A 23,289-nucleotide genomic window follows, 5' to 3' on the forward strand; every position below is an offset into this window, starting at 1 on the left:
GGCCGGGGCGGTCGGCGCTGTCCTCGAAGGTCGCTCCGCGCTGTTCACCAAAGTCGCTAGCCTCACCGCATGGGCCGAGTCGTGATAGCTGTCCTCGCGGTGCTGGTGGATGTGGTCTGGTTGGCGCCGGACCGGGTAGTCGACGCCGGTTGGTGGGCCGCCCCGGTGTTTGCCGCGGTGATCGCGTTGATCCTGCTGTGGCGGCGGGCGGTGCCGGGCTTCGCTGTGGCGACGGCGCTCGTGTGCGTCACCGGCGGCGGGTACGCGCTCATGCTGTGCACGAGCTACCGCGCCGGTCAGCGGGCCGGTTCGCGACGCGACTATTTGATCGCCGGCCTCGCGGCGGCGACTTACCTTGGTGTGCAGTTCGTGGGTGGGCCGCAGCTGGCGCCGAAGGTACTGCTGCTGGTCGGGTTGCCGTTGGTGGTCGGCCGGTACATGGCTCAGCACCGACAGCTCGTCGCCGCGCTCGACGAGCACAATCGCCGGTTGCGTGCCGAAAGGGACCTGCTGGCGGAGCGCGAGCGGCTCACCGAACGACTCCGGATCGCCAGGGACATGCACGACTCCCTCGGGCATCGTCTCGGGTTGTTATCGGTGCAGGCTGCCGCGCTCGAGGTCGGCGATGCACCGGACCGCGAGGCTGTGCGCCGGCTGGCCGGGATCGCGCGACAGGCTACCGCCGAACTCCACGAACTGGTGGGTACCTTGCGTAGCCCGGGGGAGGCCGAAGCGCGTGAACCGAGCCTCGAGCAGATCGGCGGGCTCGTTGACGAGTTCCGTGTGGCCGGGATGCGTGTCGATCTGTGCGACGAAGGCGAGCAGCGGCAGGTTGAACCGGAGGTTGAGCAGGCCGCGTACCGGGTGGTCGAGGAGGGGCTGACCAACGCGGCCAAGCACGCGCCCGCCGCCGACGTGTGGGTGTCGTTGCGCTGGGAGGAGGACGCGTTGCTGGTGACCGTACGCAATGCGCTGCCGATGTCCACCGGATCGCCCAGCGGGCACGGACTCGCTGGACTGGCTGAGCGAGTGGCGCTGGCCGGTGGGCTGGTGCACCACGACCGGTCGGCGTCGGAGTTCCGGTTGACGGCGATGCTGCCGGTCGTCACGCGGCAAGAGGCGGAACCACGTTCGCTGAGCCGGGTGCGCGTGGCGGCGCTGATGCTCGCTGTGGTGTCGATGGTGGCCGTGGTCGGTCCGGCGAGCGCGTTCGGCGGCGCGGGATGATCCGGGTTCTGATCGCCGACGACGAGCCGTTGATCACCGCCGGCATCCGGACCGTGCTCGAGTCCGATCCCGGCATCGAGGTCGTCGCCGAGGCGGCTGACGGGCGGACGGCGGTCGAACGAGCGCTCGCGCATCGGGTCGACGTCGCCGTGCTCGATCTGAACATGCCCGAGTTGGACGGGTTGTCAGCCGTGCGCGAACTGGCCGGGGTGCCGGTGGTCATCCTGACCGCGTTCGGCGTCGAACCGAACGTTCGCCGGGCGATCAGGCAGCAGGTCGCCGGGTTCGTGTTGAAGAATTGCACGCCTGACGAGCTGATCCGCGCTGTCCGTGCCGCGCACGCCGGTGAGGCCTACCTGTCGCCGCAGGTGACGCGGCTGGTGCTCGACATGGTCAGCCCCGATGACGCCGATCGCCGGGACACCGCCGCTGCGCGGTTGGCTGTGCTGTCCCCGCGCGAGGCGGAGGTGCTCCAGCTGATCGCCGAGGGGTTGTCGAATGCCGAGATCGGCACCCGGGTGCACATGAGCGAGGCCACCATCAAGACCTACGTCAGCCGGATTCTGTCCAAACTGGACTGTACGAACCGGGTGCAGGCGGCGCTACTGGCTCGCGACGGGCTCGGCTGAGCGCTTCAAGCGGCCGGTGCGAGTGGCCCAGCGCTCGAACAGCACGGTGCCGAAGGGCGGGATGCTGGCGATCAGCGCGAGCACGGTGGTGCGGCCGTCCCAGCGCAGCGGCCCGCGGACCAGCAGTGCGGCGATCACGTAGCCGACGAAGACCAGGCCGTGGATCGGGCCGAAGATCTTCACGCCGATCTCGTCGCCGACCACGACGTACTTGAAGAGCATGCCGATCAGCAGACCGGCCCAGGACACCGCCTCGGCCAGGGCGAGCAGGCGGAAACGTCCGGCGGGGCTGGTGAGCACGAGGCTCTCCCTTCGGTGGGGGATATGTCCCCATTGTGGAGATGGTGCTCCGGGCACCGCCGGGTGGGTCACCTCAGTGTCACCAAGATCATGGTGTTCCACCAGGTGTCGAGCTTCTCCAAGGCGTCGGGGCTGGTCGCGCCCGGGGCGATCAGTGCGCCGATGGTCAGCGTGCGGGTGTCGACCCACCACAGTTGGCCGGTGCCCTCCTCGGTGAAGCAGGTGGTGAACTCGCCGGGAATCGGCCCGCTGGTGTCCCGGTAGTACAGCGCGTAGTGCGTGTCCTGGGTTTTCGGGCGGCAGCCGCTGGAGTCGTCGCGGCGCGGGATGCGCCGGTCGGTGACCAGCTTCCGGAAGAAGGCGTCCTGGCTCGTGCGGTCGGTGAACAGGTGGAAGACGGCTTCACCGGGCGTCGGCAGGCGTGAGTCCTCGTCGTTCGGCTTGGTGCAGGTCATGGTCGACCGGGTGCCGTCGGCTGGTTCGGTTGCCCGGCACGAAGGGTTGCCGCGGTAGACGGTGGGCAGCAGTGCGGCGAGGCCGTTGTCCGAGGGTGGCTTGGGATCCACTGTGGAGGGACGATTCGGGTTGGGACTGGGCGGGGAATGGGGAGTGGAGGGGAGAGGAGAGGCGGAAGACGAGGTGGATGCGCCGGTGGAGGGGGAGCCGTACACCAGGCCGCCGCCGGGTTGGACGAGCAGGATGGTGGCTACCACGGCGGCGATCACGAGCAGGGCGAGGACGACCGGCAGCATGGGCAGGCTTGGCCGCCGGTCGGTGGCGGGATGTGCGGGAACCGGTGGGGGTTCGGCCTGGGTGGGTTGGACGGGTGAGGTGCTGGGTGAGAGGAAGGCGGGTGGAGAAGTGGTGGGTGAGGCCGGGGAAGGTGGAGAGGCGGTGGGGTGGGCGAGGGTGGTTCTGGGAGTTGCGGGTTGAGCGAGACCTGCCTTGGGGGCGGCGGATTGGGCACCGGCGTCGTGGGCACTGGCGGCGTAGGCGTCGGCGGGTTGGACGAGGGTTGCTTTGGGGGTGGGATGGACGAGGGTGGCTTTGGGGGCAGCCGGTGTGGTGAGGGCGGCTTTGGCTGCCTCGCCGAGGGCGGTGGCGGTGGGGTAGCGGTGGTCCGGCGCCTTCGCCATGCCGCGCGCGATGACTTCGTCGAGGGCCGCGGGGACTGCGGGGTTCCAGGTCGACGGGCGTGGTGGGGGTTCCTGCAGGTGCGCCCAGATCTGCGCCGCGGTGCCTTCGGCGGTGAAGGGGCGCCGGCCGGTGAGGCTGGTGTAGAGCACGCACGCCAGCGCGTAGACATCGGTGCGGCCATCGACCACCGTGCCGGTGCCGAAGCGTTCGGGGGCCATGTAGTCGAGCGTTCCGACGACGGCGCCCGAGGCGGTGATCGCGGTCGCCGTGGGGGAGGAGCTGCGGGCGATCCCGAAGTCGGCCAGGTAGACGAAGTCGCCGGGCGCGACCAGGATGTTCGACGGTTTGACGTCGCGGTGCACGAGACCGTCGGCGTGTGCGGCGTCCAGGGCGCTCGCCACCTGCTCGACGATCCGCACCGCCCGCTCCGGGGCCAGCGGCCCGGTGTCGGTGAGATCCTTCAGATCGCAGCCCTCGACCAGTCGCATGTCCAGGTACAGGCGCCCATCGATCTCCCCGTAGGCGTGGATCGGGATCACGTGCGGCTCGCGCAGCCGCGCGACGATCTGTGACTCGCGCCGGAAACGGGCCCGGAAACCGGGGTCGCCGGCGGCCGAAATGGACAGCCGCTTCAGCGCGACGATTCGGTCGTGCGTGGTGTCGTAGGCGCGATGCACCTCGCCCATGCCGCCGCGGCCGAGCAGTTCCTCGATGCGGTACGGCCCGAAGGTCTCACCTGCCATGCCCCATCGACGTTGGGTGCGGCCGCCGGGTTCCCAGGTCAGGCGGTGAAGCCGGCGGCGAACTCCGCCGACGGTTCGATCTCGGTGATCACGTCGACGAGCACGCCCGCCGGGTCGGTCAGGATGAAGTGCCGCTGCCCGAACTCCTCGCTGCGCAACGGCAGCGCCGGCGTCAGCCCGGCTTCTTCGACCAGCCGCCGGTGCTCGGCGTCCACGTCGTCGACCTCGAAGTTCAGGATCAGCCCGGCGACCGGTCTGCGGCTGCCCTCCGGCACCGATGGGTGCGTGTGGTCGACGATGCCGAGTTCGTAACCGCCTTCGCGGCGCAGGCTGACGTACCAGCCCGAGTCGAAGGTGACCTCGAAGCCGAAGTGGGTGACGTAGAAGTCGCGCGTGGCGGCCACGGCGTCGGTGCAGAGGACGGGGTAGAAGCTCGACAGTTTCATGAACGCTCCGAAGAAGATGCGTACCGGCGGTCGGTATGTAAGCACGACCATAGATACCGACCGCCGGTACGTCAACTAGACTCCCGGGCATGGCGACGAAGGCGCAGCAGCGTGAGGAGACCACCAGGACACTCGTCGCGGTGGCTCGTGAGCTGTTCGCCGCGAAGGGTTACGGCCAGGTCAGCCTGGCTGAGATCGTCACTGCCGCCGGGGTGTCCAAGGGCGCGCTCTACCACTACTTCACCGGCAAGGACCAGCTCTTCCGCGCGGTGCTGGAGCAGGTCCACGCCGAGGTGGCCGCCAGGGTGGACCGCGCCGCGCCGGACGCCGATGCCTGGACGCAGCTGGTCGCGGGCTGCACCGCGTTCCTGACCGTCACCACCGAGCCGGAGATCCAGCGCATCATGCTGGTCGACGCCCCCGCCGTACTCGGCTGGGAGACCTGGCGCGAGCTCGACGCGACCGCGTCGATGCGCCACCTCGTCGAGGCGCTCACGCAGTTGATCGACGAGGGCGTGCTGATCCGCCAGCCGGTGGCCCCGCTCGCGCACCTGCTTTCCGGTGCGATGAACGAGGCCGCCGCCTGGCTGGCCGGGTCCGCCGACTCGGGCCGCGATCTCGCGGACACCGTGGCCGCGCTGACCCGCATGCTCGAGTCGATGAGGGCCTAACGGCTCGTCGCGGCGCTCAGGCCGGTGCCTTCGTGGTGCGGCCAGCGCGGCGCCTCGCCCTCGGGCTTGTCGCCGAGCACGGTCACCCGCTGCCCGATCCGGCGGCCGGTGTAGTCGTTGACCGCGTAGTGCTGGGTGGCGCGGTTGTCCCACAGCGCGATCGCGCCCGGCACCCAGCGGTAGCGGCAAACCCGGTGGGGGCTCTCGGAAAGTCCGAACAGGTATGCCAGCAGGGCCTCGCTTTCGCCGGGGGCGAGCTGCGGGATGCGCCGGGTGAACATGCGGTTCACGTACAGCGAGCGGCGCCCGGTTTCCGGGTGGGTGCGCACGACCGGGTGTTCGGCTTCGCTGCGGAACGAGCCGTTCGGGTGCTCGAAAACGTGGATCGCGGTGAGGCCGTCGAGCATTTCCCGCAGCGGCGCGGAAAGGGATTCGTAGGCCAGGTACTGGTTACTCCACATCGTGTCACCGCCGGCTGACGGGCATTCCACCAATTGCAGGATCGACGCGATCGGCGGCGACGGGCTGAACGTGACGTCGGTGTGCCACACGTCGGCTTTCGCGCCCTGGTCGGAGTCGAGCACGACGAGTTCGTCGTGGCCTTCGAGCTTCGGCAGGAACGGGTGCACCTCCAGCTCCCCGAACCGGCGCCCGAAAGCCTTGTGTGACTCGGGATCAAGCCCGGCCGCGTCCGGGAAGAACAGCACCAGGTGCTCCAGCAGCAGTTCGCGGACGGCCGCGAAGTCCGCGTCGGACAGGGTGGCCAGCGGCACCCCGGTCACCTCCGCGCCGAGTGCGCCGGAAATGGGGTTAACCGTGAATCGTGCAGCCATTTGTGCCGCCTTTCGGGCAGGTCGGAAACGCGATCGACGAAAAGGGAAAATACTTGACCGGAATTGCCGGTGAATGCGACTCTCGGTGCGGACCGAGCACCGCGACCGGCGGTGCCCTGCCGACTGGAGGACCCGGATGGACCCCGCCCCAGACCCCGCCGCCGAGCTGGCCGGCCTGGTCGACCTCGCCACCCCGTTCGCCGTTCGCGCGGCGGTGACGCTGCGCCTGCCGGAGCTGATCGCGGACGGCACCACCGGGTCGGCCGCGCTCGCGAAGGCGGCCGGGGCGCACGAGGACTCGCTCGCCAGGCTGCTCCGTCACCTGGTCGCCATCGGCCTGTTCACCGAGACCGAGCCGGGAACCTACGGCCTCACCCCGGTTTCGCGGCAGCTGCTCGGCGAGGACCACCGCTGGCAGCGCGGCTGGCTGGACCTCGACGGCCCCGGCGCGAAGATGGACCTGGCCTACAGCGGCATGCTGCATTCGGTGCGCACCGGCGAATCCGCGTACGGCGCCGTGCACGGCGTGCCGTTCTGGGACGACTACCAGCGCGACGAGCGGTTGCGGGTGTTCTTCGGCGCCATCATGGCCGCGCACGCCTGGCAGACCGGACCGGCGGTGGCCGCCGAGTACGACTGGGCACCGGTCCGCCGCGTGCTCGACGTGGGCGGTGGCATCGGCGCACTGCTGTCCGAGGTGCTGCGCCAGCACGACCACCTCGAAGGCGCGGTGCTCGACCTGCCGCCGGTCGAACCGGAGGCCAAGCAGGCGCTGGCCGACGCCGGACTGGCCGAGCGCGCGCAGTTCATCGGCGGCAGCTTCTTCGACCCGCTGCCCGGCGGCTACGACGTGCTCATGGTTTCGCGGGTACTGACCGACTGGGGTGACGACGACGCCGTGCGCATCCTGCGTCGGTGTGCCGAGGCGGCGAGCACGGTGCTCGTCGTGGAGGTGCTCGCGGGCGAGGAGCACGCGAAGAACAACTCCTCGTTCGACCTCCAGTCGCTGACCCTGCTCGGCGGGCGCGAACGGTCCATTGAGGACTTCCGGGCACTGGCCGCGACCGCCGGGCTGGCCGTGCGCACCGAGCGGACCGCACCGGGCGGCCTGGTGCTGATCGAATGCGGGGTGGGCTGACGGGCTCATGCCCAGGCCGGGAGCCGCCGGGCCCTCGGGTCCGGCAGCAACCCGATCTGGTGCAGCCGGTCCAGCGGCGTCAGCGGGTGCGCGCCGAGGCCGGACATGTTGTGCATGACGGTGTAGCGCAGCCGGTCGTTCGCGCCGGTGTGCCGCAGTGCGCGGCGGCCGAGTGTGCGGCCGGTCCACGACAGGTCGGTGATCATGCGGGCCGCGTTGTGGCTGGTGCGGCCGATCTGCCCGAGTTCGGCCGCGCGCCGCCTGCCGTACTCGGCCAGGTCGCCGGAGCCGGTGACCACCTCGGCGAGGCAGTCGGCGTCGGCGATCGCGCTGTTCATGCCCTGCGCGGCCATCGGGTGCACGGCGTGCCCGGCCTCGCCGACCAGCGCCAGGCCGGGGATCCACAGGCGGGGAGCGAGGAACCGCGCGACCGGCAGCACCTGCCGCCGGGGCAGGCTCGCCAGGATGGCGTCTTCCAGCGGCGCGAGCGCGGGCGTTTCCCCGGCCAGCGCCCGTCCCCAGGTCGCCAGGTCCCCGCCGCGCAGCTCGTCGGGCTCGACCTGCGCGTACAACCGGACACGGCCGCCGGGGAGCGGATACCGCAACCGCAGGCCGCGTTCGGTGACATAGGCGGAAAAATCGGCTTCGATCTCGGGTACGTCGTGTAGTTCCAGTGCGACCAACCGGTGCGGGTACTCGGCTCGCTCGATCTCGATGCCCGCTTCCTTGCGCAGCCGGGAGGAAATGCCGTCGGCGGCGACCACCAGCGGTGCCTCGATCGTGCCGTCCGCCAGGCGCACGCCGGTGACCCGGCCGCCTGAGTCCCGCAGCAGCCCCTTCACCAGCACACCTCGCCGGAGTTCGACACCGGACGGCAGCGATTCGGTGAGCGCGGTGAGGATGGCGGGGTAGTCGTGCGCGAGCAGCCAGCGGTTGTCCCCGGGCAGTGTTCCGTAGTCCAGCGCCATTTGCGGCGTACCGGCGGCGTCGCGCGCGACCAGGCGTGCCAGGCGCAGCGCACCCGCCGAGTCCAGTCGTCGCGCTACGCCCCACGACTGCAGGACGCGCAGCGAACCCGGCTGGAACACTTCGCCCTTCGCGACCGGTTTCGGCGCGTCCTGCTTCTCCAGCAGCGTCACGCGCAGTCCGGCCTGACCCAGCGCGCAAGCCGCCGCGAGGCCGCCGACTCCGGCACCGCAGACCACCACGTCCGTCCTCATCGGACTGCCTTCCGGTAGCGAGCCAGTGCTCGCAAAGCCAGGCCGTTCGCCAGCGCCGGATTCGCGTACCGCGAGACGTGGCGGACGTATTCGTTGACGCGCGCGGCGGGCCAGCCGCCACCGGGCTCGCGTTCGGCCAGCAGCCAGCGCACGCCGGGCAGCACGGACTCGGCGGGCGCCCCGGCGGCGAGCAAAGCGCTTACCGCCCAGGCGGTTTCCTCGACGGTTCCGGCGTCGGCGGGCGCGCCGGTGCCCCACGAACCGTCCTCGTGCTGGGTGCGTTCGAGCCATGCACGTGCTCGTACCGCCGCCGGTTCGCCGGACAGTCCGGCCTTGGCGAAGGTCTGCAGGACGGCGGACGTGCCCGCGGTGTGCATCCGATACCACACGGATTCGAAGCTGCCGTCCGGTAGTTGTGCCGACGCCAGCCAGCGCAGGCCGCGGCGCACCCGCCGGTCGTCCACCGGCACGCCGGAATCGAGCAGCCCGTCGAGCGCCTGCGCGGTCATGTGCGGGCACGGTCCGCTGTTCGCCACCTTGGTGTTGCGCACGCACAGCCCCCAAGAGCCACGCGTGTCCTGCTGCAGCGTCAGCCAAGTGACGCCGCGCCGCACGCTTTCCGCCTGGTCCTCGCCAGGCAGGTGGCACAACGCGGAGACGATCTCGCCGGTCTCCAAGGTGGCGGGCCAGCCCTTCGTGCCCGACCAGCCCCAGAACCCGGGCGGGCAGCCGAACGCGACGAACGGCTGGTCCTGTTGCAACCGCAGGAAAAGCTCCTTGGTCAGGCCGAGGCGGGCATCCTCGCGGTAACCGGCTTCGAGCAGCCCGGCCGCCGCGTACATCGACCACGTCAGGTCGAGCGGACCGCTGTTCCACGAACCGTCCTCGTTGACGTTCTCGCGGAACCAGCCGACCGCGCGGGCGACCATGTCGTGCCCGAGGTCGGCGCGCGCGAGCCCGGCGACGATCAGCCCGGTCACCCACGCGTCCTCGCACCAGCCGCCCGTGCTGCCTTCGTGCTCGTAGACCTGCCGGATGACTTCGAGCGCCTTGGGTTCGGCGAGTTTCGAGAGCTTGCGGTGTACGCGGCTGAGCGGTTTGTGCCGGGTCTGCGCGAGCCCGAGCGCGGAGACCATCGGCGCGCGGAGGTCGAACAACTTCCGGTAGAGCCCGGGGAACAACGCCAGTTCCAGCGGGAACCGCCGCATCTCACGCGGGTCGAGCCAGTCCGCGAAGCCGTAGTACTGGCGGCACCAGGCGACCACTTCGGCGTGCGGGATCGCCTCCAGGCCGCCGAAGTCCTCCAACCAGCGTTGTCCCTTGTGGACAGCCGATTCGTGACCGCCGAGCAGGTGCAGCGTGGCCGTGGCCACCGCGGTCGGTCCCGCTTCGGACGCCTCGCCGGGCACCATGCTCCAGCCGCCGTCCTCGGCTTGCGTGCGTTCCAGCCAGGCCGCGCCGCGGGTGATCAGGTCCGCTGACCCGGCCGGATCGGCGAAGTGCAGCGCGCTCACCGCGCCGACCGTGCCGAGCGTCGAGATGAGCGCGTGCTCGCCGTAGTCGAACACGCCGTCCGGTCGCTGCGCCGAGAACAACGCCTCGGCCCCGCCGGCGATGGCTTCGGAGATCTCGTCGGCGCGCAAGGAGGTCATGCGACGGTGTCCTTTCGTCGGAGCAGGGCCGGAGCGGGCGGGATTTCGTGACGGGCGCGCATGACGGCCTGCGCGGCCAGGGAAAGCACGAGCACCGGAACCAGGACCGCGAGTGCGAACGCGAGCCCGGCACCACCGGCGACGACGGCCGCGGCGAGCACGAGCCGTTCGCCGACGAGGACCTCGTGCGCGCGCAACGCGGCCTGACGGCTGACGACCGAACCGGCACGCAGCAACGGCGCGAAGGCCGCCGCGCCCGCGACCGCGGCGATCGCGGTGAGCGCGAGGTGGGCGAACCCGTGGAGCGCAGCGGAAGCGACGAACAGCACGCCCACGAGGTAGAGGCCGAAGGCGAGCCGGACCGCGTGCCGGATGCCGTGACGCACCGGGACCGAGCGGTAGCCGCCCGCCCGATCGCCGTCCACGTCCCGGACCGTGCCGACCAGGTTGGACGCGGTGTCGTGCACCAGGAAACCGAGTGCGACGGGCACCACGGTCCACGGGGGCAAGGGCACGACGAGCATCGCGCCGATCACCACGGCGAGCGCGCTCAATGCACCGCGGACCACGTTGCCCGACGCACCGCGCTTCTTGAACACCTTGCTGTACCCGACGATGCCGAGCATCGCGAGCACGAACACGGGCAGGATGCGCCAATTGACCAGGGCCGCGAGCAACGCCGACGCCAGCGCGCAGGCGATTCCGCTGAACAGGGCGGCTTCGGCGGACAGGCGGCCGGACGGGATGGGCCGGTGCGGCTTGCCGATCGCGTCGAGGCCGCGGTCGAAGTAGTCGCCGAGGTAGTGCCCGGACAGCCAGCCGAGCGCGGGCACCAGCGCCGCCACCGGGGCCGCCGCGTCACCGGCCGCCGCCGCGCCCGCGAGCCCGAGCAGCGCGGGGTAGCAGAGCGTGTACGGGCGCCAGGTCTGCACGTGTGCCACGGCGGCCGGCCGCCACCGCCCGGCCGTGGTCAACCTGGTCACCGGTCCCGCCGCACGGCCGCTTCGGCGATCGCGCCGAGCAGTCCCGTCGCTTCGGTGGGCCGCAGCGTGCCGAGATCGGCCCGCGCCAGCGCGACTTCCTCCTCGGCGCGGGCGCGGGCGAGGTCCAGCGCGCCGGTCGTGGTGACCAGCTCGCGCAACTCGGCCAGTGTCCGTTCCGGGGTGAGCCCGCCGCCGAGGATCCGTTCGAGCCGCTGGGAACCGGCTTCACGCACGGCGAGCAGCACCGGGAAGGTCAGCCGCAGGTTGGCCGCGTCGCTCGTGCCCGGTTTGCCGGTGACCGACGGGTCGCCGAGGAACGGCAGCAGGTCGTCGTACATCTGGAAGGCCAGGCCGGCGTGCTCGGCGAAGCCGGTGATCGCGGCGACCTCGGCGGGTGAGCCCCCGCCGAGCAGCGCGCCCGCCCGGCAGGCACCCCGGAACAACGCGCCGGTCTTCAGCGAGGCCATCTCGAGGTACGCGGTGAGGCAGTGGTCGGGTCCGGCCGCGAGGACTTCCTTGTCCAGCAGGGCTTCCTGAACCTGACCGCGGCACAGGTCCTCGCCCGCCTCCGACAGCACGCGGACCGCGGCCAGCACCGCGGGCTCCGGCACTCCCCGGGTGGCGCATTCGGCGATGGCCGAGAAGAGCCCGAAGATGAGCGCGTCGCCCGTGACGATGGCGTCCGGCGTGCCGAAGCGCGCGTGCACCGCCGGACGGCCGCGCCGCAGGTCGTCGCCGTCGATGATGTCGTCGTGGATCAGCGAGGCCACGTGCAGGTATTCCACCGCGAGCGCGGCGGGCAGCACCTGCTCGCGCGATCCGCCGACGGCTTCGGCCGCGGTCACCAGCAGCAACGGCCGCAGCAGTTTGCCGGGGGCGAGCAGGGCGTAGCCGGAGATTTCCGCGACTCGGTGGCCCGCACCGGACCAGCGCTCGGTGAGGGCCCGCCGCACGTCCTCGACGGCGGGGGAGGAGGTCACCTCGTGGATGGCGGTCATGCGGCGAACTCCTTCGCCAGCGCCAGTACCAGGTCGTTCGCCTCGGGGGTGCCGGTGCTCACCCGCACCCCGGCCCCGGCGATCTCCCGCACCGCGACCCCACCGGCGGCCAGGTGGTCGACAAAGGACTGGTTCTCGCGGCCCAGGCGCAGCCAGAGGAAGTTGCCGCCGCTCGGTGGGACGTCCCAGCCGAGGTCCAGCAGGCCGGCGCGGACGCGGTCCCGTTCCGCCGCCACTTCCGCGCACTGTTCGCGCATTCGCGACTCGGCCTCCAGCGCGGCGAGCGCGGCGGCTTGCGCGAGGGTGCCCACGCGGAAGAACGGCAGCGTGGGGCGCAGGGCGGCGGCCACGGGTTCGTGCGCGACCAGGTAACCGACCCGGAGACCGAGCAGCCCGTGTGACTTCGAAAAGGTCCGGACCACCGCGACCCGGTCGTCGGCGGCGGCCAGCGCGAGGCCGTCGGTCGGCGCGCCCGGCTCGGCGAACTCGCGATAGGCCTCGTCGATCAGCACCAGCACGTCGGGCGGCAGCAGGTCGAGGAACTCGGCCACCGCGTCCTGCCCGAGCACTTCGCCGGTCGGGTTGTTCGGGTTGCACAGCAGCACCACGCGGGTTTCCGGGGTCACCGCGGCGGCCAGCGCCCGCAGGTCCTGCGGCTCGGCGGGCACCGCGATCGGGGTGGCGCCCGCGTTGCGGATGAGCAGCGGGTACAGCTCGAACGACGGCCAGCCGTGCACGACGGCCGTGCCGGGTCCACTGTGGGCGTTGAGGTACTGCTGCAGCAGCGCGCCCGAACCGGCGCCCGCGACGACCCGGGCACCGTCCACTTCGAGCCGTCGCGCCAGCTCCGCGGTCAGGCCCGTGGCCAGCGCGTCCTGGGTCAGGTGGACGCGCTGGGCGCCTTCCCGGACCGCCTCGCGGACGCCGGGCAGCACCGGTGAATGGTTTTCGTTCAATGCCAGCTGGTGAATGATCGGGACCATTTTTCTCCAGGCCCTCCCGGTGCGATTGTTCAACCGAACAGCCGTCGTCAGGCTCCGTGCCGTCCGGCGGGACTGTCAAGCGGGCGGGCGAGTTTGTCCTGCCTTGTCCGGTCGCCCGGCGAAACTAAGGGATCACCCACTCTTGCCGACCTGAACGGGGCAATTCCACCCGGTGGTTGGACCTGGTCGCTCCGGCTCGCTATTGTGCCGCGTTCGCCGGGTAAAAAGCCTGGTGGGCGGGAGGGGAACGACCTTCGGACGGAGTAACCGGGCGGTAGCGTCCGGTAGTGTGCTCCCACCGTGCACGCAGAACTTCGTTACGTCCGGTTGTCCGGCGAATTCGGGTGTTACGTCCCCGTAAACGATTCCGGCGATACCGCCGAGATCGGATTCATGTACCAGGAGATATTCCGCGACAACTGCTATCTCGGCGCCGGTATCCGATTGCCGGAGGCGCCGGTCGTGGTGGACGCCGGGGCGAATGTCGGGCTGTTCACCCTTTTCCTGAAAAGCCGCTACCCGCGTGCCAGGGTGCTCGCCGCCGAACCCGTGCCCAGCACGTTCGGCGCCTTGTGCGCGAACCTGGCCCACCACGGGCACGAAGACGTGCTCACGCGTGAAGTCGCGCTGGGCGCGCGCCGCGAGACCGGCGTGCCGTTCACCTACTACCGCGACCTCCCCGGCAACTCCACGCGCTACCCGGAACTGAAGACGAGCACGCGGGAACTGGTGCCCGCGGCCGGCCGGTTGCTCGCCGACAGCCGTTCGGTGGCCGTCGCGGTGGAGCGGCTTTCCGACCTCCTGCCCGCGCTGGACCCGGCCGAGTCGATCGACCTGGTCAAGATCGACGTCGAAGGCGCCGAACTCGACGTCCTCGCCGGGATCGGCGAAGCGGACTGGCCCCGGATCCGGCAGCTGGTGATCGAGGCCGAGGAGCCCGAACCGGTGCGCGCGCTGCTGGAGCGCCGAGGCTTCGACGTCACCGCGCGCGAGCCGTATGGGCCGCTCGCCGCGCTCGGCACGAGCACGATCACCGGACGGAGGACCTGAGATGCGCGTGGTCCTGACCTGCCTGCCCTTCTATTCGCACCTGGCGCCGGTGGTCCTGCCGGTGGCCCGCGCGCTGCGCCGGGCCGGGCACCGGGTGGCCGTCGCGACCGCTCCCGGCATGGCGGCCGAGCTGGCACGAGCCGGGATCGAACACCTGGCGCTGCCGAACGTGCTGACCTTGGCGCAGCTGCTCGAGCGGCCCGAGGTGCTCACCAGCCCCGGGATGCCCGGCGATCCGGAGGGCGGCGCGCGGGCGGCGTCGGCGCGGGCCGAGGCGGGACCGCTGACCGCCGCCTTCGCCGGGCCGCTGGCGGGGGTGTTCGCCCGTGACCTGATCCAGGCCTGCGAATCATGGCAGCCGGACCTGATCGTGCGGGAGTGCAACGAGTTCGGCGGGCACCTCGCGGCCGAACGGCTCGGCGTGCGGCAGGCCGTGGTGGACATCGCGCCGGGCTCGGCGTCGACCCTGCCTTCGGTGCGGGACGCGCTGAACGGCCAGCGTGCCGAACTGGGACTCGACGAGGTCGACGACCCGTGGTACCCGAATCGGTCGTTCGTCGCCGGTTTCGTGCCGCCCGAGTGGTATGGCGACGACGCGCCCCCGTGTTACCGGCTGGACGAACCGTCCGGTGTGCTGGACGTCTCGCTGCTGGGGCTGCCCGACGACCGCCCGCTCGTGCTCGCCGGGCTCGGCAGCGTCGCCGCGACCGTGGTGCCCGAGAGCCAGGCGCTGCTGGAGCTGATGATCACCGCGCTCGGGCGGCTGCCGTGCTCGGGGGTGGTCGCGCTGGGCAGCGATCCGCGGCGATGGCCGGGATCACGGCCGGAGAACGTGCGGCTGCTCGAGTTCACCCCGCAACGGCTGCTGCTCGAGTCCGCGGAGTTGTTCGTCTCGCACGGCGGTTTCGGCGGGGTCGCCGAGGCGGTGCGCACCGGCACGCCGATGGTGGTGCTGCCGCTGTTCTCGGATCAGCCCGGCAACGCCGACCGGGTCTGCGCGCTCGGCCTCGGCCGCCGTCTCGAACCGGGTGGGCTCGACGCGGACGTGCTCACGGAAACGTGCCGGGAAGTGCTCGGTGACAACGTTTACCGGCACCGTGCGTCAGCGATCTCGCGATCCGCGCTGGCCTGCCCGGGACTCGACGCGCTGGCGGCGGATCTGGCGCTGAGCCGAACGGAGCAGTTGCGGAGATGATATTCCGCTTGGGCAGACTGGACGGTTCGGCCCCGGGCAATTCGGCGTCAGGGTGAATCGTCGATCCTGCCTGAATTCCTCGGTATTCTCCGAGGATGGGTTCACGGAATGTCACGAGGCTCTTCGGCATGCTGGATCGGCCACTTGGCGAGCCCGAAGCCGTGGCGCTGGCCGAGCGGATGTACGGCGTCGACCTGATCGCCGTCGCGGTGCGTGAGCACCGCTTCGGCGTCGCCTCCCGGACCGACGACAACCCCTACCCGGCACTGGAACTGGCCGGGCAGGCGTTCGTCGAGGTGCTGGCCGAAGCCGGGTTCACGGTGAAATCCTGGGAGTCGGTCGAGTGGCTTTCCGCGGCCGAGGCGCGGTTGCGGGAGGACACCGACGATTTCGCCGAGTGGCTGCCCGCCCCGCTCGCCACGCCGTGAATAACACCGGTAATAACGCGAATGGCGGTCGCAATTCCACTGGGGCGTAGTATTCACCCCCATGCCGGGGGAGCGCACCGCACAACTGATCGCCGCCGCGCGGGCCGGGGAAGCGACTGCTTTCGGTGCGCTCGTCGAACCATTCCGTGACGAACTGCAAGCGCATTGTTACCGCATGCTCGGCTCGGTGCACGACGCCGAGGACGCGGTGCAGGAAACCCTGGTGCGGGCCTGGCGCGCGCTGGCGAAGTTCGACCAGGACCGCGGCACGCTGCGGTCCTGGTTGTACAAGATCGCCACGAACCGCTGCCTGACCACGATCGAGCACCGCGGCCGCCGCGAACTGCCTACCGGCTCCGGTGCACCGGAGACCGAAGTGGCCTGGCTGGAGCCCTATCCGGACGATCGCCTCGGGCCCGAGGCGCGGTACGCGGTCAAGGAGAGCGTGGAACTCGCCTTCATCGCCGCGGTGCAGCACCTCGGTGCCCGGCAGCGGGCCGTGCTGCTGCTGCGCGAGGTGCTGCAGTTCTCCGCGAACGAGGTCGCCGACCTGCTGGAGACCACCGTCGCCTCGGTCAACAGCGCGCTCCAGCGCGCCCGCCGGACTCTCGATCCACAACGGACCAGCCAGCAGGCCGAGCTGGCCGCCCTCGGTGACGATCGGGTCCGCGAGCTGGCGGGCCGGTACGCCGGCGCCTGGGAACGCGGTGATCTCCAGGCCATTGTGGACCTGCTGACCGAGGACGCCCGGTACAGCATGCCGCCGCTGCCCGAGTGGTACGCGGGCCGCGACGCCATCCGGGACTTCCTCGTCGCCGGGCCGATGACACGGCGCTGGCGCTTCCTGCCCGCACGCGCCAACGGGCAACTCGCCTTCGGCACGTACCTCTGGGACGAGGAGCGCGGCGGCTACCTGCCCGGCGGGCTGGACCTGCTCAGCCTGCGCGGGGACCGGATCGCCGAGGTGGTCTCGTTCCTCGACGCCGACTTCGGCGGGTTCGGCCTGCCTCAGCGGCTCAGCCGATGAGTTCGGCGGCGACCCACCGGGCGACGCCCTCGGGGTAGGGCGACGGCAGGCCGAGCACGACGTGCCCGAAACCGGCGTCCACCGCTTCGCCGATCGCCTTGCGGGTGTCCTCGGGCCGGTCGTAGGAGACCGGCAGGTGGATCGAGCGGGTGATCGACGCGGGGTCCCGGCCGATTTCGGTGCAGTAGCGGTCCAGCAGGGCGCTGCGGGCGATCACGTCCTCGATGTCGCCGCCGGGGATGTTCCACACGTCGGCGTGCTCGGCGACCACGCGCAGCGTCGCGGCCGACCGGCCGCCGATGACGAACGGCGGGTGCGAGCGCTGCACCGGCTTCGGATTGGCGAAGGCGCCGGTGAGCCGGTGGTGGGTGCCGTCGAAGTCGAACGGTTCGTTTTCTGTCCACAACCGCCGGATCACCGTGCACGCTTCGGCGAAACCGCGCACGGCGTCCGCGGTGTCGTGGAACGGCAGGCCGTGCGCGTCGTACTCGCGCCGGGCCAGTGGGTGGCTGGGACGGGAACCGACGCCGATGCCGAAGTCGAGCCGCCCGCCGGAGACGATGTCGACGGTGGTGGCGATCTTCGCCAGCATCGCCGGTGGCCGGAAGCGGTTGCTGGTCACCAGCAGGCCGAGTCGCACCCGGCTGGTCTGCGCGGCGAGGGCGGAGAGCAGCGTCCAGCCTTCGTGGATCGGGCCGTCCGGGTCGCCGCCGATCGGCATGAGGTGGTCGAACAACCACGCGTGCTCGATCTCCGGGACCGTGTCGGCTTCGCGCCAGACCCGCAGGATGTCGGCGTAGTCGACCTGCTGGGGCGCGGTCATGATCCCGAAGCTGGTTCCGGTGGTGCGTGGCATCAGCGACGCCTCCTCAAGGCGGGGTCGAGCAGGGCGGGTGGGGTGTCGAACTTCTCGTCGGGTGCCAGGTCGGTTCCGGGCGCGACGATGCTGTCGACCGCGTCGAGCACGTCGGCCGCGAGCACGGTGTCCGCGGCGGCGAGCTGGGAATTCAAGTGGTCCAGAGTGCGGGGCCCGATGAGCGCACTGGTGACGGCCGGGTGCGCGGTCACGAACCCCAGCGCGAGCTGGATCAGGGTGAGCCCGGCTTCGTCGGCGACCTTCACCAGCAGCTCGACGGCCTCGAGCCGCGCCTGGTTCGCGGGGATGGCGGGATCGAAGCGCTGCGGCAGCACCTTCGAGCGGTTCGTGGTGATCTCCCGGCCCGCGCGGACCGCGCCCGACAGCCAGCCCGACGCCAGCGGGCTCCACGCCAGCACGCCGAGCCCGTACTCCTCGGTCACCGGCAGCACGTGCGCTTCGATGCCGCGTTGCAGGATCGAGTAGCTGGGCTGCTCGGTGACGTACCGGCCGAGGTGGAGTTCGCGCGCGGCCCACTGGGCCTGCACGATCCGGTGGGCGGGGAAGGTCGACGAGCCGAAGTAGCGGATCTTGCCCGCCTGCCGCAGGTCGGTCAGTGCCGACAGGGTCTCCTCGTCGCTGGTCGTGGGGTCCCAGCGGTGGATCTGGTAGAGGTCGACGTGGTCGACCCCGAGGCGGCGCAGGCTGTGGTCCAGTTCGGCGACCAGCCAGCGGCGCGAGCTGCCCCGGTGGTTGCGCTCGTCGCCCATCGGCATCGTCGCCTTCGTGGCCAGCACGAGGTCGTCGCGGCGACCGGCGATCGCGCGGCCGACCATCTCCTCCGACTCGCCCTGGCCGTACATGTCGGCGGTGTCGACGAGGTTGATCCCGGCATCGAGCGCGGTGCCGACGATCGCGGTGGCCTCGTCCTGGGTGGTGCGCCCGATCGCGCCGAAGTTCATCGCGCCGAGCGCGAGGGTGCTCACCTGCACACCGGTGCGCCCCAAGGTGCGGTACTGCATAGCTGGGTGCCTCCTGGCATCATGGGAAACGGAACGTTGCTCCGTTAACGATACGGAACCTCGTTCCGCTTAGCAAGCGGTCGGCAAGGAGGCGAGCTGGTGAACGACGGCCCGGTGCGGTCCAAGCGGGCGGACGCCCGGCGCAACGAGAAGACGCTGCTCGACGCGGCGGCGGCGATCTTCGTCGAGTCGGGGGTGGACGCGCCGGTGCGCGACATCGCGGCCAGGGCGGGGGTCGGGGTGGGCACGATCTACCGCCACTTCCCGAAGCGGGCGGACCTGATCATCGCGGTGTACCGGCACCAGGTGGAGGCCTGTGCCGAGGCGGGGCCAGAGTTGTTGGCGTCCGGTGAAAGCCCGTATGCCGCGCTCGGGCGGTGGATCGACCTGTTCGTCGATTTCCTGGTCACGAAGCACGGCCTCGCCGGGGTGCTGCAGTCCGACCAGGCCGGCTTCGACACGCTGCACGCGTACTTCCTCGACCGCCTCGTGCCCGTGTGCACCCAGTTGCTCGACGCCGCGGCCGAGGCCGGCGAAATCCGGTCGGACCTGCAGGCGCTCGGGCTCATGCGCGGAGTCGGGAACCTCTGCATCGGCGCGGAAAGCGATCCCCGCTACGACGCGCGGCAGCTGGTCCGGATCCTCATCGCCGGACTCCGCCGCTGACGGCTCAGGTCGCGTCGTGGAAGACCAGGCCGAGCGTGTGGCGACGGCCGCTGCGCACCGGGGACACGCCGTGCCGGACCGGAGCTGCCGACCAGCCGCGTGCCGAGGCCACCGGCCGGTCGCGGGTGGTGAACACCAGGCCGTGGCCCTGCGGGATGAGCGTCGCCATGCCGCGTGACTGCGCGCGCGGGCGTTGTTCGACCAGCAGGAACTCACCGCCGGTGTGGTCGGTGCCCGGCTCGTCGAGGTTGAGCACGACCTGCAGCGGGAAGACCTTGTCGCCGTAGAGGTCGCGGTGCAACGCGTTCCACCCGCCGGTCTCGTAACGCAGCAGGATCGGTGTCGGCCGGGTCTGCCCGGCGTCGTGGCAGACGCGCAGCCATTCGCCCAGGGTGTCCGGCCATTCGGCCTCCCGGCCGAGCTTGGCGTACCAGTCGCGGGCGATCGGCAGCAGTCGCGGGTACAGCGCTTCGCGCAACGCGGCCACCGGTTCGGGGAACGGTTCGGCGAAGTAGCGGTAGTCGCCGTGGTCGCCGAATCGGTGCCGTCGCAGGTTGACCGTCGACCGGAACCGGCCGGTGTCGGACCACAGCCCGGCGATCCGGCGGCACTCGTCCGCGGTGAGCAGGCGCGGCAGCAGGGCGCAGCCGTAGCTGTCCAGCTCGGTGGCCACCGCGGCCCAGTCGGCGGCCGCCACTCGCTTCGCGTACTTGTCCATACCCGGTAGACGCGGGGGAGGCGTGGAACGTGAGATCGGCATTGCCATTGGTAGAACGTGTTATCGTTTTGCCATGATCCTCGACCGTTTCCGGCTGACCGGGCAGGTCGCCGTGGTGACCGGCGCGGGCCGGGGCATCGGCGCCGCGACGGCCGTGGCGCTGGCCGAAGCCGGTGCCGACGTGGTGCTCGCCGCCCGCACCGAAGAGCAACTGCGCGAGGTCGCGGCGAAGATCGAAGCCGTGGGACGCAAGGCGGAGGTCGTAACCGCAGACCTGAGCGACCCGTCGGCCGCCGCCGCGCTGGCCGAAGCGGCGACCGGCACCTTCGGGCGGCTCGACATCGTGGTGAACAACGTCGGCGGCACGATGCCGCGCCCGCTGCTGGACACCTCACCCCGCTACCTCGAAGAGGCGTTCCGGTTCAACGTCTCCACCGCGCACGCGCTGACCCGCGCCGCCGCTCCGGCGATGCTCGCCAACGGCGGTGGCGCGATCGTCAACATCTCGTCGGTGCTGGGCCGGGTCGCCGGTCGCGGTTATCTCGCCTACGGCACCGCGAAGGCCGCGGTCGCGCACTACACCCGGCTCGCCGCGGCGGATCTGGCGCCGAAGATCCGGGTGAACGCGATCTCGGTGGGCTCGGTGCTGACCTCCGCGCTCGACGTGGTCGCGGCCAATCCGGAACTCCGGGAAAAGATGGAGCGGGACACGCCGCTGCGCCGGCTCGGTGAGCCCGAGGACATCGCCGCCTCGGTGGTCTACCTCGCGTCACCGGCCGCCGCCTACGTCACCGGCAAACTGCTGGAGGTCGACGGCGGCATGCAGGCCCCCAACCTCGAGCTCGGCCTGCCGGATCTCTGAGGCTCAGGACTTCCAGTCCAGCGGGGAGCGGCCGGCCAGTGCCGGGTCGTGCTGGGTGACGGTGGCGAGGCTGACGCGCGGGGTGTTGTGGAAGGCATGGATCAGGCCGTCGCGCACGAGCTTGGTCTGGACCGCGTCGACCGTGCCCTCGCGCGGGCCCGCCGGGACCTGGAGCGTCGACTCGGTGTGCAGGAGCAGCAGGCCGTCGCCGACCTGCCGGACGCCGACCTGCCGGATCTCGAGCACGCTGCCCCGGTAGATGGTGTCGAAGATCTTCTGGTGCTCGTCCGCGATCACCGCCCGGCCGCGCTGGATCCGGCCCACCGCGTCGACGAAGTCGGCGTCCTCGGCGAAGTGCGCGCCCCACGCGGCGCCGTCGCCCGCGTTCCACGCCCGCTGCATTCCGGTGATGATCTCTTCGACGGTCATCGGCTATCCTCACTGGATCGATGCTCTAAAACTTGGAACGACGTTCTAATTCGGAGCATACATGGCAGCGGACCTGCCGGGCATCGTCCGGCTGCGGGACCGGCGTGAAGCGCTGACCCTGCGCACGATCCTCACCGCGGCACGCGGCCTGTTCGCCGAACGCGGATACGCGCGGACCCCGATCCGGCTGATCGCCCAGGAGGCGGGGGTCGCGCCGCAGACGATCTACGCGCACTTCGGGTCGAAGGCGGGGGTGCTCGGCGGGCTCGTCGACCTGCTCGACGACGAGGCCGGGCTGCCGGACCTGGTGACCTCGGCCGAGGGCATGACCGACCCGGCCGAACTGCTCGGGCTGCTGGCGAAGGCGAGCCGTCAGGTGCGGGAGCGCTGCGGTGACATCGTGGCGATCCTGAGTTCGGGCGCCGCGGTCGACCCGGACATCGCGGCGACCGAGGCCGAAGGCGCCCGCCGCAACCGGCTGGGCGTGGAGATGGTCATCGAGCGCATCCGGGCCGCCGGGCACCGGATCGACCCGAAGGCCACCGACATCGCCGTCGCCCTGATGACCGCCGGGGTCCACGACAGCCTGGTCGGCGCGGCGGGCTGGTCGCCGGGCGACTACGAGGACTGGCTGAAGCGAACCCTGGTCAGGGTGCTCCTGGACTGAGGTCCACGCGCACGGTCAGCAGGTCCGTGCCCATCGCGCGCACCGCGGCGCTGTTCAGGCGTGGCAACGACTTCAGCCGCGCGCGGGCGTCGTCGTCCGGCAGGAGGTGGGCGACGCCGCGGTACCAGTGCCCGCGCAGCCGGACCCGGACCGCCGGATCGGCCTGGATGTTGCGGATGTAGTGCGATTTCTCGCCGAACTCGGAGACGAACCAGAACTCGTCGCCGACCCGCCGTCCGCCGATCGGGGTGCGCCGCGGCTGCCCGGACGAACGGCCGGTCGTTTCCAGCAGCACCTGGAACGGCAGCCGCCGCAGGATCGGGTTGCCCACGCGCCGCTGGAACGCGGTCACCAGCTCGTGCTTGTTCATCGGTTCGGCACCTTGATCTCGTAGTGCGCCATCTTGCGGTAGATGGTCGCCCGGCTCATGCCCAGCTCGGCCGCCGCGCGCACCACGGTGGCGCCGGGATTCGGTCAGGCGGCGCGCCGGTCCAGCCAGGTTAGTCCTCTTCCGGGGGCGGGTCAGCGCCTTCGCGTGTCTGAAACTGAAGTCCGGGGTGCCGCGCCTGCCGCTCCGGTGAGGATGGCCGAGGATGTCCACTGTCCACAGTGGACATTCTCGCCCGTGAGGCGCCGCCGGGACTACCGCGGTTCCAGCAGCACCAACGGGATCTCGCGCGAGGTCTTGTCCTGGTAGGAGCCGTAGGTCCGGAAGTCGGCGGTGATCCGCGGCCACAGCTCGCTGCGTTCCTCGGCGGTGGCGATCCTGGCCTTCATCGGCTGGGCGGGGGCACCCTTCAGGGCCACTTCGACCTCGGGGTTGTCACGCAGGTTCAAAAACCACGCGGGGTGGTGGTCGTCGCCGCCGCGGGAAGCGACCACCACGAGGGTTTCCTTCTCCTGCACGGGAGCGGTGAGGATCACCGTCCGCTTCTGCCCGGATTTGCGGCCGACCGTGGTCAGTTCCAGCACCGGCATGCCCGCGACCTGCCAGCCCGCTCGCCCGCCGGTGGCCTTCATCAGGCCCCGGTGGACCCCGTTCATCAGCTTCAGCACGACGTCATGTGGCATGCCTGCGACCCTAGCCACATCGCCAGGAGCCTGCCGCGTAAACCGGGCCGTGTTATCGTGGAGGCAGCCGCATTCGCAGAGCGCTTCCCGATTCGCCTGGCAACTGGCCGGCCGGAAGCCCCGCGGCTCATTCAAAGGAGTTTCACCGTCAACACCATCACGGCGGGCAATCCGCTGTTCAGTCATCCCCTCGCCGACCAGGAAACCGACGGCTTCGCGGAGACCCCCGGCGCCGCCTACGAAAATCTCTTCCGCGAGCCCGGGCGCCCCGTCGAGGGCGAACTGCCCCGGCAGCGGCGCACTTCGTGACCGCGACCCTCGAGCGGCCGCGGGCCGAA

Annotated in this window: 28 protein-coding genes; 12 read left to right on the plus strand and 16 right to left on the minus strand. The window is 71.0% G+C overall.

Annotated elements, in window-relative coordinates; all coding sequences use genetic code 11:
• The first annotated feature begins 99 nt into the window (after positions 1-99).
• Positions 100-1,227: a sensor histidine kinase gene (locus L3Q67_RS23775; protein ID WP_499183678.1), complete on the plus strand. Its 1,128-nt coding sequence runs from the start codon at positions 100-102 to the stop codon at positions 1,225-1,227.
• Positions 1,224-1,856 carry a transcriptional regulator gene (locus L3Q67_RS23780; RefSeq protein ID WP_499183679.1) on the plus strand — a complete coding sequence of 211 codons (633 nt, stop codon included), beginning with the start codon at positions 1,224-1,226 and terminating at the stop codon, positions 1,854-1,856. Before L3Q67_RS23775 ends, L3Q67_RS23780 begins: the two co-directional genes overlap by 4 nt.
• Here the strand turns inward: L3Q67_RS23780 and L3Q67_RS23785 are convergent.
• The 3 genes from L3Q67_RS23785 to L3Q67_RS23795 form a co-directional block, all read right to left on the minus strand.
• Positions 1,830-2,156, minus strand: coding sequence for a DUF3817 domain-containing protein (locus L3Q67_RS23785; protein ID WP_499183680.1), 327 nt, complete (start codon positions 2,154-2,156; stop codon positions 1,830-1,832). The genes L3Q67_RS23780 and L3Q67_RS23785 overlap by 27 nt on opposite strands.
• 68 nt (positions 2,157-2,224) lie before the next feature.
• Positions 2,225-4,036: a serine/threonine-protein kinase gene (locus L3Q67_RS23790; protein ID WP_499183681.1), complete on the minus strand. Its 1,812-nt coding sequence runs from the start codon at positions 4,034-4,036 to the stop codon at positions 2,225-2,227.
• 38 nt (positions 4,037-4,074) lie between these two features.
• Positions 4,075-4,482 (minus strand): VOC family protein, encoded by a 408-nt coding sequence (locus L3Q67_RS23795; RefSeq protein WP_499183682.1) that lies wholly within the window; start codon positions 4,480-4,482, stop codon positions 4,075-4,077.
• Positions 4,483-4,571: 89 nt separating this feature from the next.
• Here L3Q67_RS23795 and L3Q67_RS23800 point away from each other — a divergent pair, with 89 nt between their 5' ends.
• The gene (locus tag L3Q67_RS23800; RefSeq protein ID WP_499183683.1) at positions 4,572-5,153 is read left to right on the plus strand and encodes a TetR/AcrR family transcriptional regulator; all 582 of its coding nucleotides are present in this window, start codon (positions 4,572-4,574) and stop codon (positions 5,151-5,153) included.
• On the opposite strand, the gene L3Q67_RS23805 is transcribed toward L3Q67_RS23800, so the two are convergent.
• On the minus strand, positions 5,150-5,986 hold the full coding sequence (locus L3Q67_RS23805) for a TauD/TfdA dioxygenase family protein (protein ID WP_499183684.1): 837 nt from the start codon (positions 5,984-5,986) through the stop codon (positions 5,150-5,152). The two genes, L3Q67_RS23800 and L3Q67_RS23805, sit on opposite strands and share 4 nt — an antisense overlap.
• 136 nt (positions 5,987-6,122) lie before the next feature.
• Here L3Q67_RS23805 and L3Q67_RS23810 point away from each other — a divergent pair, with 136 nt between their 5' ends.
• Complete coding sequence (locus L3Q67_RS23810) at positions 6,123-7,124, plus strand: class I SAM-dependent methyltransferase (RefSeq protein WP_499183685.1); 1,002 nt, start codon at positions 6,123-6,125, stop codon at positions 7,122-7,124.
• Between the two features lie 5 nt (positions 7,125-7,129).
• Here the strand turns inward: L3Q67_RS23810 and L3Q67_RS23815 are convergent, their stop codons facing one another.
• The 5 genes from L3Q67_RS23815 to L3Q67_RS23835 are packed head-to-tail and all read right to left on the minus strand — an operon-like array spanning position 7,130 to position 12,933.
• Complete coding sequence (locus L3Q67_RS23815; protein ID WP_499183686.1) at positions 7,130-8,344, minus strand: FAD-dependent oxidoreductase; 1,215 nt, start codon at positions 8,342-8,344, stop codon at positions 7,130-7,132.
• The gene (locus tag L3Q67_RS23820) at positions 8,341-9,996 is read right to left on the minus strand and encodes a prenyltransferase/squalene oxidase repeat-containing protein (RefSeq protein ID WP_499183687.1); all 1,656 of its coding nucleotides are present in this window, start codon (positions 9,994-9,996) and stop codon (positions 8,341-8,343) included. The genes L3Q67_RS23815 and L3Q67_RS23820 overlap by 4 nt, the downstream gene beginning before the upstream one ends.
• Positions 9,993-10,979, minus strand: coding sequence for a UbiA prenyltransferase family protein (locus L3Q67_RS23825; RefSeq protein WP_499183688.1), 987 nt, complete (start codon positions 10,977-10,979; stop codon positions 9,993-9,995). Before L3Q67_RS23825 ends, L3Q67_RS23820 begins: the two co-directional genes overlap by 4 nt.
• The gene (locus L3Q67_RS23830) at positions 10,976-11,977 is read right to left on the minus strand and encodes a polyprenyl synthetase family protein (RefSeq protein WP_499183689.1); all 1,002 of its coding nucleotides are present in this window, start codon (positions 11,975-11,977) and stop codon (positions 10,976-10,978) included. Before L3Q67_RS23830 ends, L3Q67_RS23825 begins: the two co-directional genes overlap by 4 nt.
• A complete protein-coding gene (locus tag L3Q67_RS23835) occupies positions 11,974-12,933 on the minus strand; it encodes an aminotransferase class I/II-fold pyridoxal phosphate-dependent enzyme (RefSeq protein WP_499183690.1) in 960 nt (319 codons plus the stop codon). The genes L3Q67_RS23830 and L3Q67_RS23835 overlap by 4 nt, the downstream gene beginning before the upstream one ends.
• 420 nt (positions 12,934-13,353) lie before the next feature.
• Between L3Q67_RS23835 and L3Q67_RS23840 the strand changes: the two genes are divergently transcribed.
• From L3Q67_RS23840 to L3Q67_RS23855, 4 genes are all read left to right on the plus strand, one after another.
• Complete coding sequence (locus tag L3Q67_RS23840; protein ID WP_499183691.1) at positions 13,354-14,010, plus strand: class I SAM-dependent methyltransferase; 657 nt, start codon at positions 13,354-13,356, stop codon at positions 14,008-14,010.
• 1 nt (position 14,011) lies between these two features.
• Positions 14,012-15,205, plus strand: coding sequence for a glycosyltransferase (locus L3Q67_RS23845; RefSeq protein ID WP_499183692.1), 1,194 nt, complete (start codon positions 14,012-14,014; stop codon positions 15,203-15,205).
• 95 nt (positions 15,206-15,300) lie between these two features.
• On the plus strand, positions 15,301-15,633 hold the full coding sequence (locus L3Q67_RS23850; protein WP_499183693.1) for a hypothetical protein: 333 nt from the start codon (positions 15,301-15,303) through the stop codon (positions 15,631-15,633).
• A gap of 61 nt (positions 15,634-15,694) precedes the next feature.
• Positions 15,695-16,660 carry a sigma-70 family RNA polymerase sigma factor gene (locus L3Q67_RS23855; RefSeq protein WP_499183694.1) on the plus strand — a complete coding sequence of 322 codons (966 nt, stop codon included), beginning with the start codon at positions 15,695-15,697 and terminating at the stop codon, positions 16,658-16,660.
• Here L3Q67_RS23855 and L3Q67_RS23860 read toward each other — a convergent pair.
• Positions 16,650-17,516 (minus strand): LLM class oxidoreductase, encoded by an 867-nt coding sequence (locus tag L3Q67_RS23860; protein ID WP_499183695.1) that lies wholly within the window; start codon positions 17,514-17,516, stop codon positions 16,650-16,652. The genes L3Q67_RS23855 and L3Q67_RS23860 overlap by 11 nt on opposite strands.
• On the minus strand, positions 17,516-18,538 hold the full coding sequence (locus tag L3Q67_RS23865) for an aldo-keto reductase family protein (protein WP_499183696.1): 1,023 nt from the start codon (positions 18,536-18,538) through the stop codon (positions 17,516-17,518). The genes L3Q67_RS23860 and L3Q67_RS23865 overlap by 1 nt, the downstream gene beginning before the upstream one ends.
• A gap of 99 nt (positions 18,539-18,637) precedes the next feature.
• Between L3Q67_RS23865 and L3Q67_RS23870 the strand changes: the two genes are divergently transcribed.
• Positions 18,638-19,204 carry a TetR/AcrR family transcriptional regulator gene (locus L3Q67_RS23870; protein WP_499183697.1) on the plus strand — a complete coding sequence of 189 codons (567 nt, stop codon included), beginning with the start codon at positions 18,638-18,640 and terminating at the stop codon, positions 19,202-19,204.
• Between the two features lie 4 nt (positions 19,205-19,208).
• On the opposite strand, the gene L3Q67_RS23875 is transcribed toward L3Q67_RS23870, so the two are convergent.
• Positions 19,209-19,922 carry a 2OG-Fe(II) oxygenase gene (locus L3Q67_RS23875; RefSeq protein WP_499183698.1) on the minus strand — a complete coding sequence of 238 codons (714 nt, stop codon included), beginning with the start codon at positions 19,920-19,922 and terminating at the stop codon, positions 19,209-19,211.
• A gap of 73 nt (positions 19,923-19,995) precedes the next feature.
• On the opposite strand from L3Q67_RS23875, the gene L3Q67_RS23880 reads away from it, so the two are divergent.
• On the plus strand, positions 19,996-20,784 hold the full coding sequence (locus tag L3Q67_RS23880) for an SDR family oxidoreductase (protein ID WP_499183699.1): 789 nt from the start codon (positions 19,996-19,998) through the stop codon (positions 20,782-20,784).
• Between the two features lie 3 nt (positions 20,785-20,787).
• Here the strand turns inward: L3Q67_RS23880 and L3Q67_RS23885 are convergent, their stop codons facing one another.
• Positions 20,788-21,213, minus strand: coding sequence for a nuclear transport factor 2 family protein (locus tag L3Q67_RS23885; RefSeq protein WP_499183700.1), 426 nt, complete (start codon positions 21,211-21,213; stop codon positions 20,788-20,790).
• A gap of 61 nt (positions 21,214-21,274) precedes the next feature.
• Between L3Q67_RS23885 and L3Q67_RS23890 the strand changes: the two genes are divergently transcribed.
• Positions 21,275-21,880 carry a TetR/AcrR family transcriptional regulator gene (locus L3Q67_RS23890; RefSeq protein ID WP_499183701.1) on the plus strand — a complete coding sequence of 202 codons (606 nt, stop codon included), beginning with the start codon at positions 21,275-21,277 and terminating at the stop codon, positions 21,878-21,880.
• On the opposite strand, the gene L3Q67_RS23895 is transcribed toward L3Q67_RS23890, so the two are convergent.
• The 3 genes from L3Q67_RS23895 to L3Q67_RS23905 form a co-directional block, all read right to left on the minus strand.
• Complete coding sequence (locus L3Q67_RS23895; RefSeq protein WP_499183702.1) at positions 21,861-22,250, minus strand: nitroreductase family deazaflavin-dependent oxidoreductase; 390 nt, start codon at positions 22,248-22,250, stop codon at positions 21,861-21,863. The genes L3Q67_RS23890 and L3Q67_RS23895 overlap by 20 nt on opposite strands.
• Complete coding sequence (locus L3Q67_RS23900) at positions 22,247-22,336, minus strand: helix-turn-helix domain-containing protein (RefSeq protein WP_499183703.1); 90 nt, start codon at positions 22,334-22,336, stop codon at positions 22,247-22,249. The genes L3Q67_RS23895 and L3Q67_RS23900 overlap by 4 nt, the downstream gene beginning before the upstream one ends.
• 186 nt (positions 22,337-22,522) lie before the next feature.
• A complete protein-coding gene (locus tag L3Q67_RS23905; RefSeq protein ID WP_499183704.1) occupies positions 22,523-22,951 on the minus strand; it encodes a PNPOx family protein in 429 nt (142 codons plus the stop codon).
• Between the two features lie 57 nt (positions 22,952-23,008).
• Between L3Q67_RS23905 and L3Q67_RS23910 the strand changes: the two genes are divergently transcribed.
• On the plus strand, positions 23,009-23,260 hold the full coding sequence (locus L3Q67_RS23910; protein ID WP_499183705.1) for a hypothetical protein: 252 nt from the start codon (positions 23,009-23,011) through the stop codon (positions 23,258-23,260).
• The last annotated feature ends 29 nt before the right edge of the window (positions 23,261-23,289 follow it).

It is taken from the genome of Saccharothrix sp. AJ9571 (genome assembly GCF_021725495.1).
GTDB classification, from domain to species: Bacteria; Actinomycetota; Actinomycetes; order Mycobacteriales; family Pseudonocardiaceae; genus Amycolatopsis; species Amycolatopsis magusensis.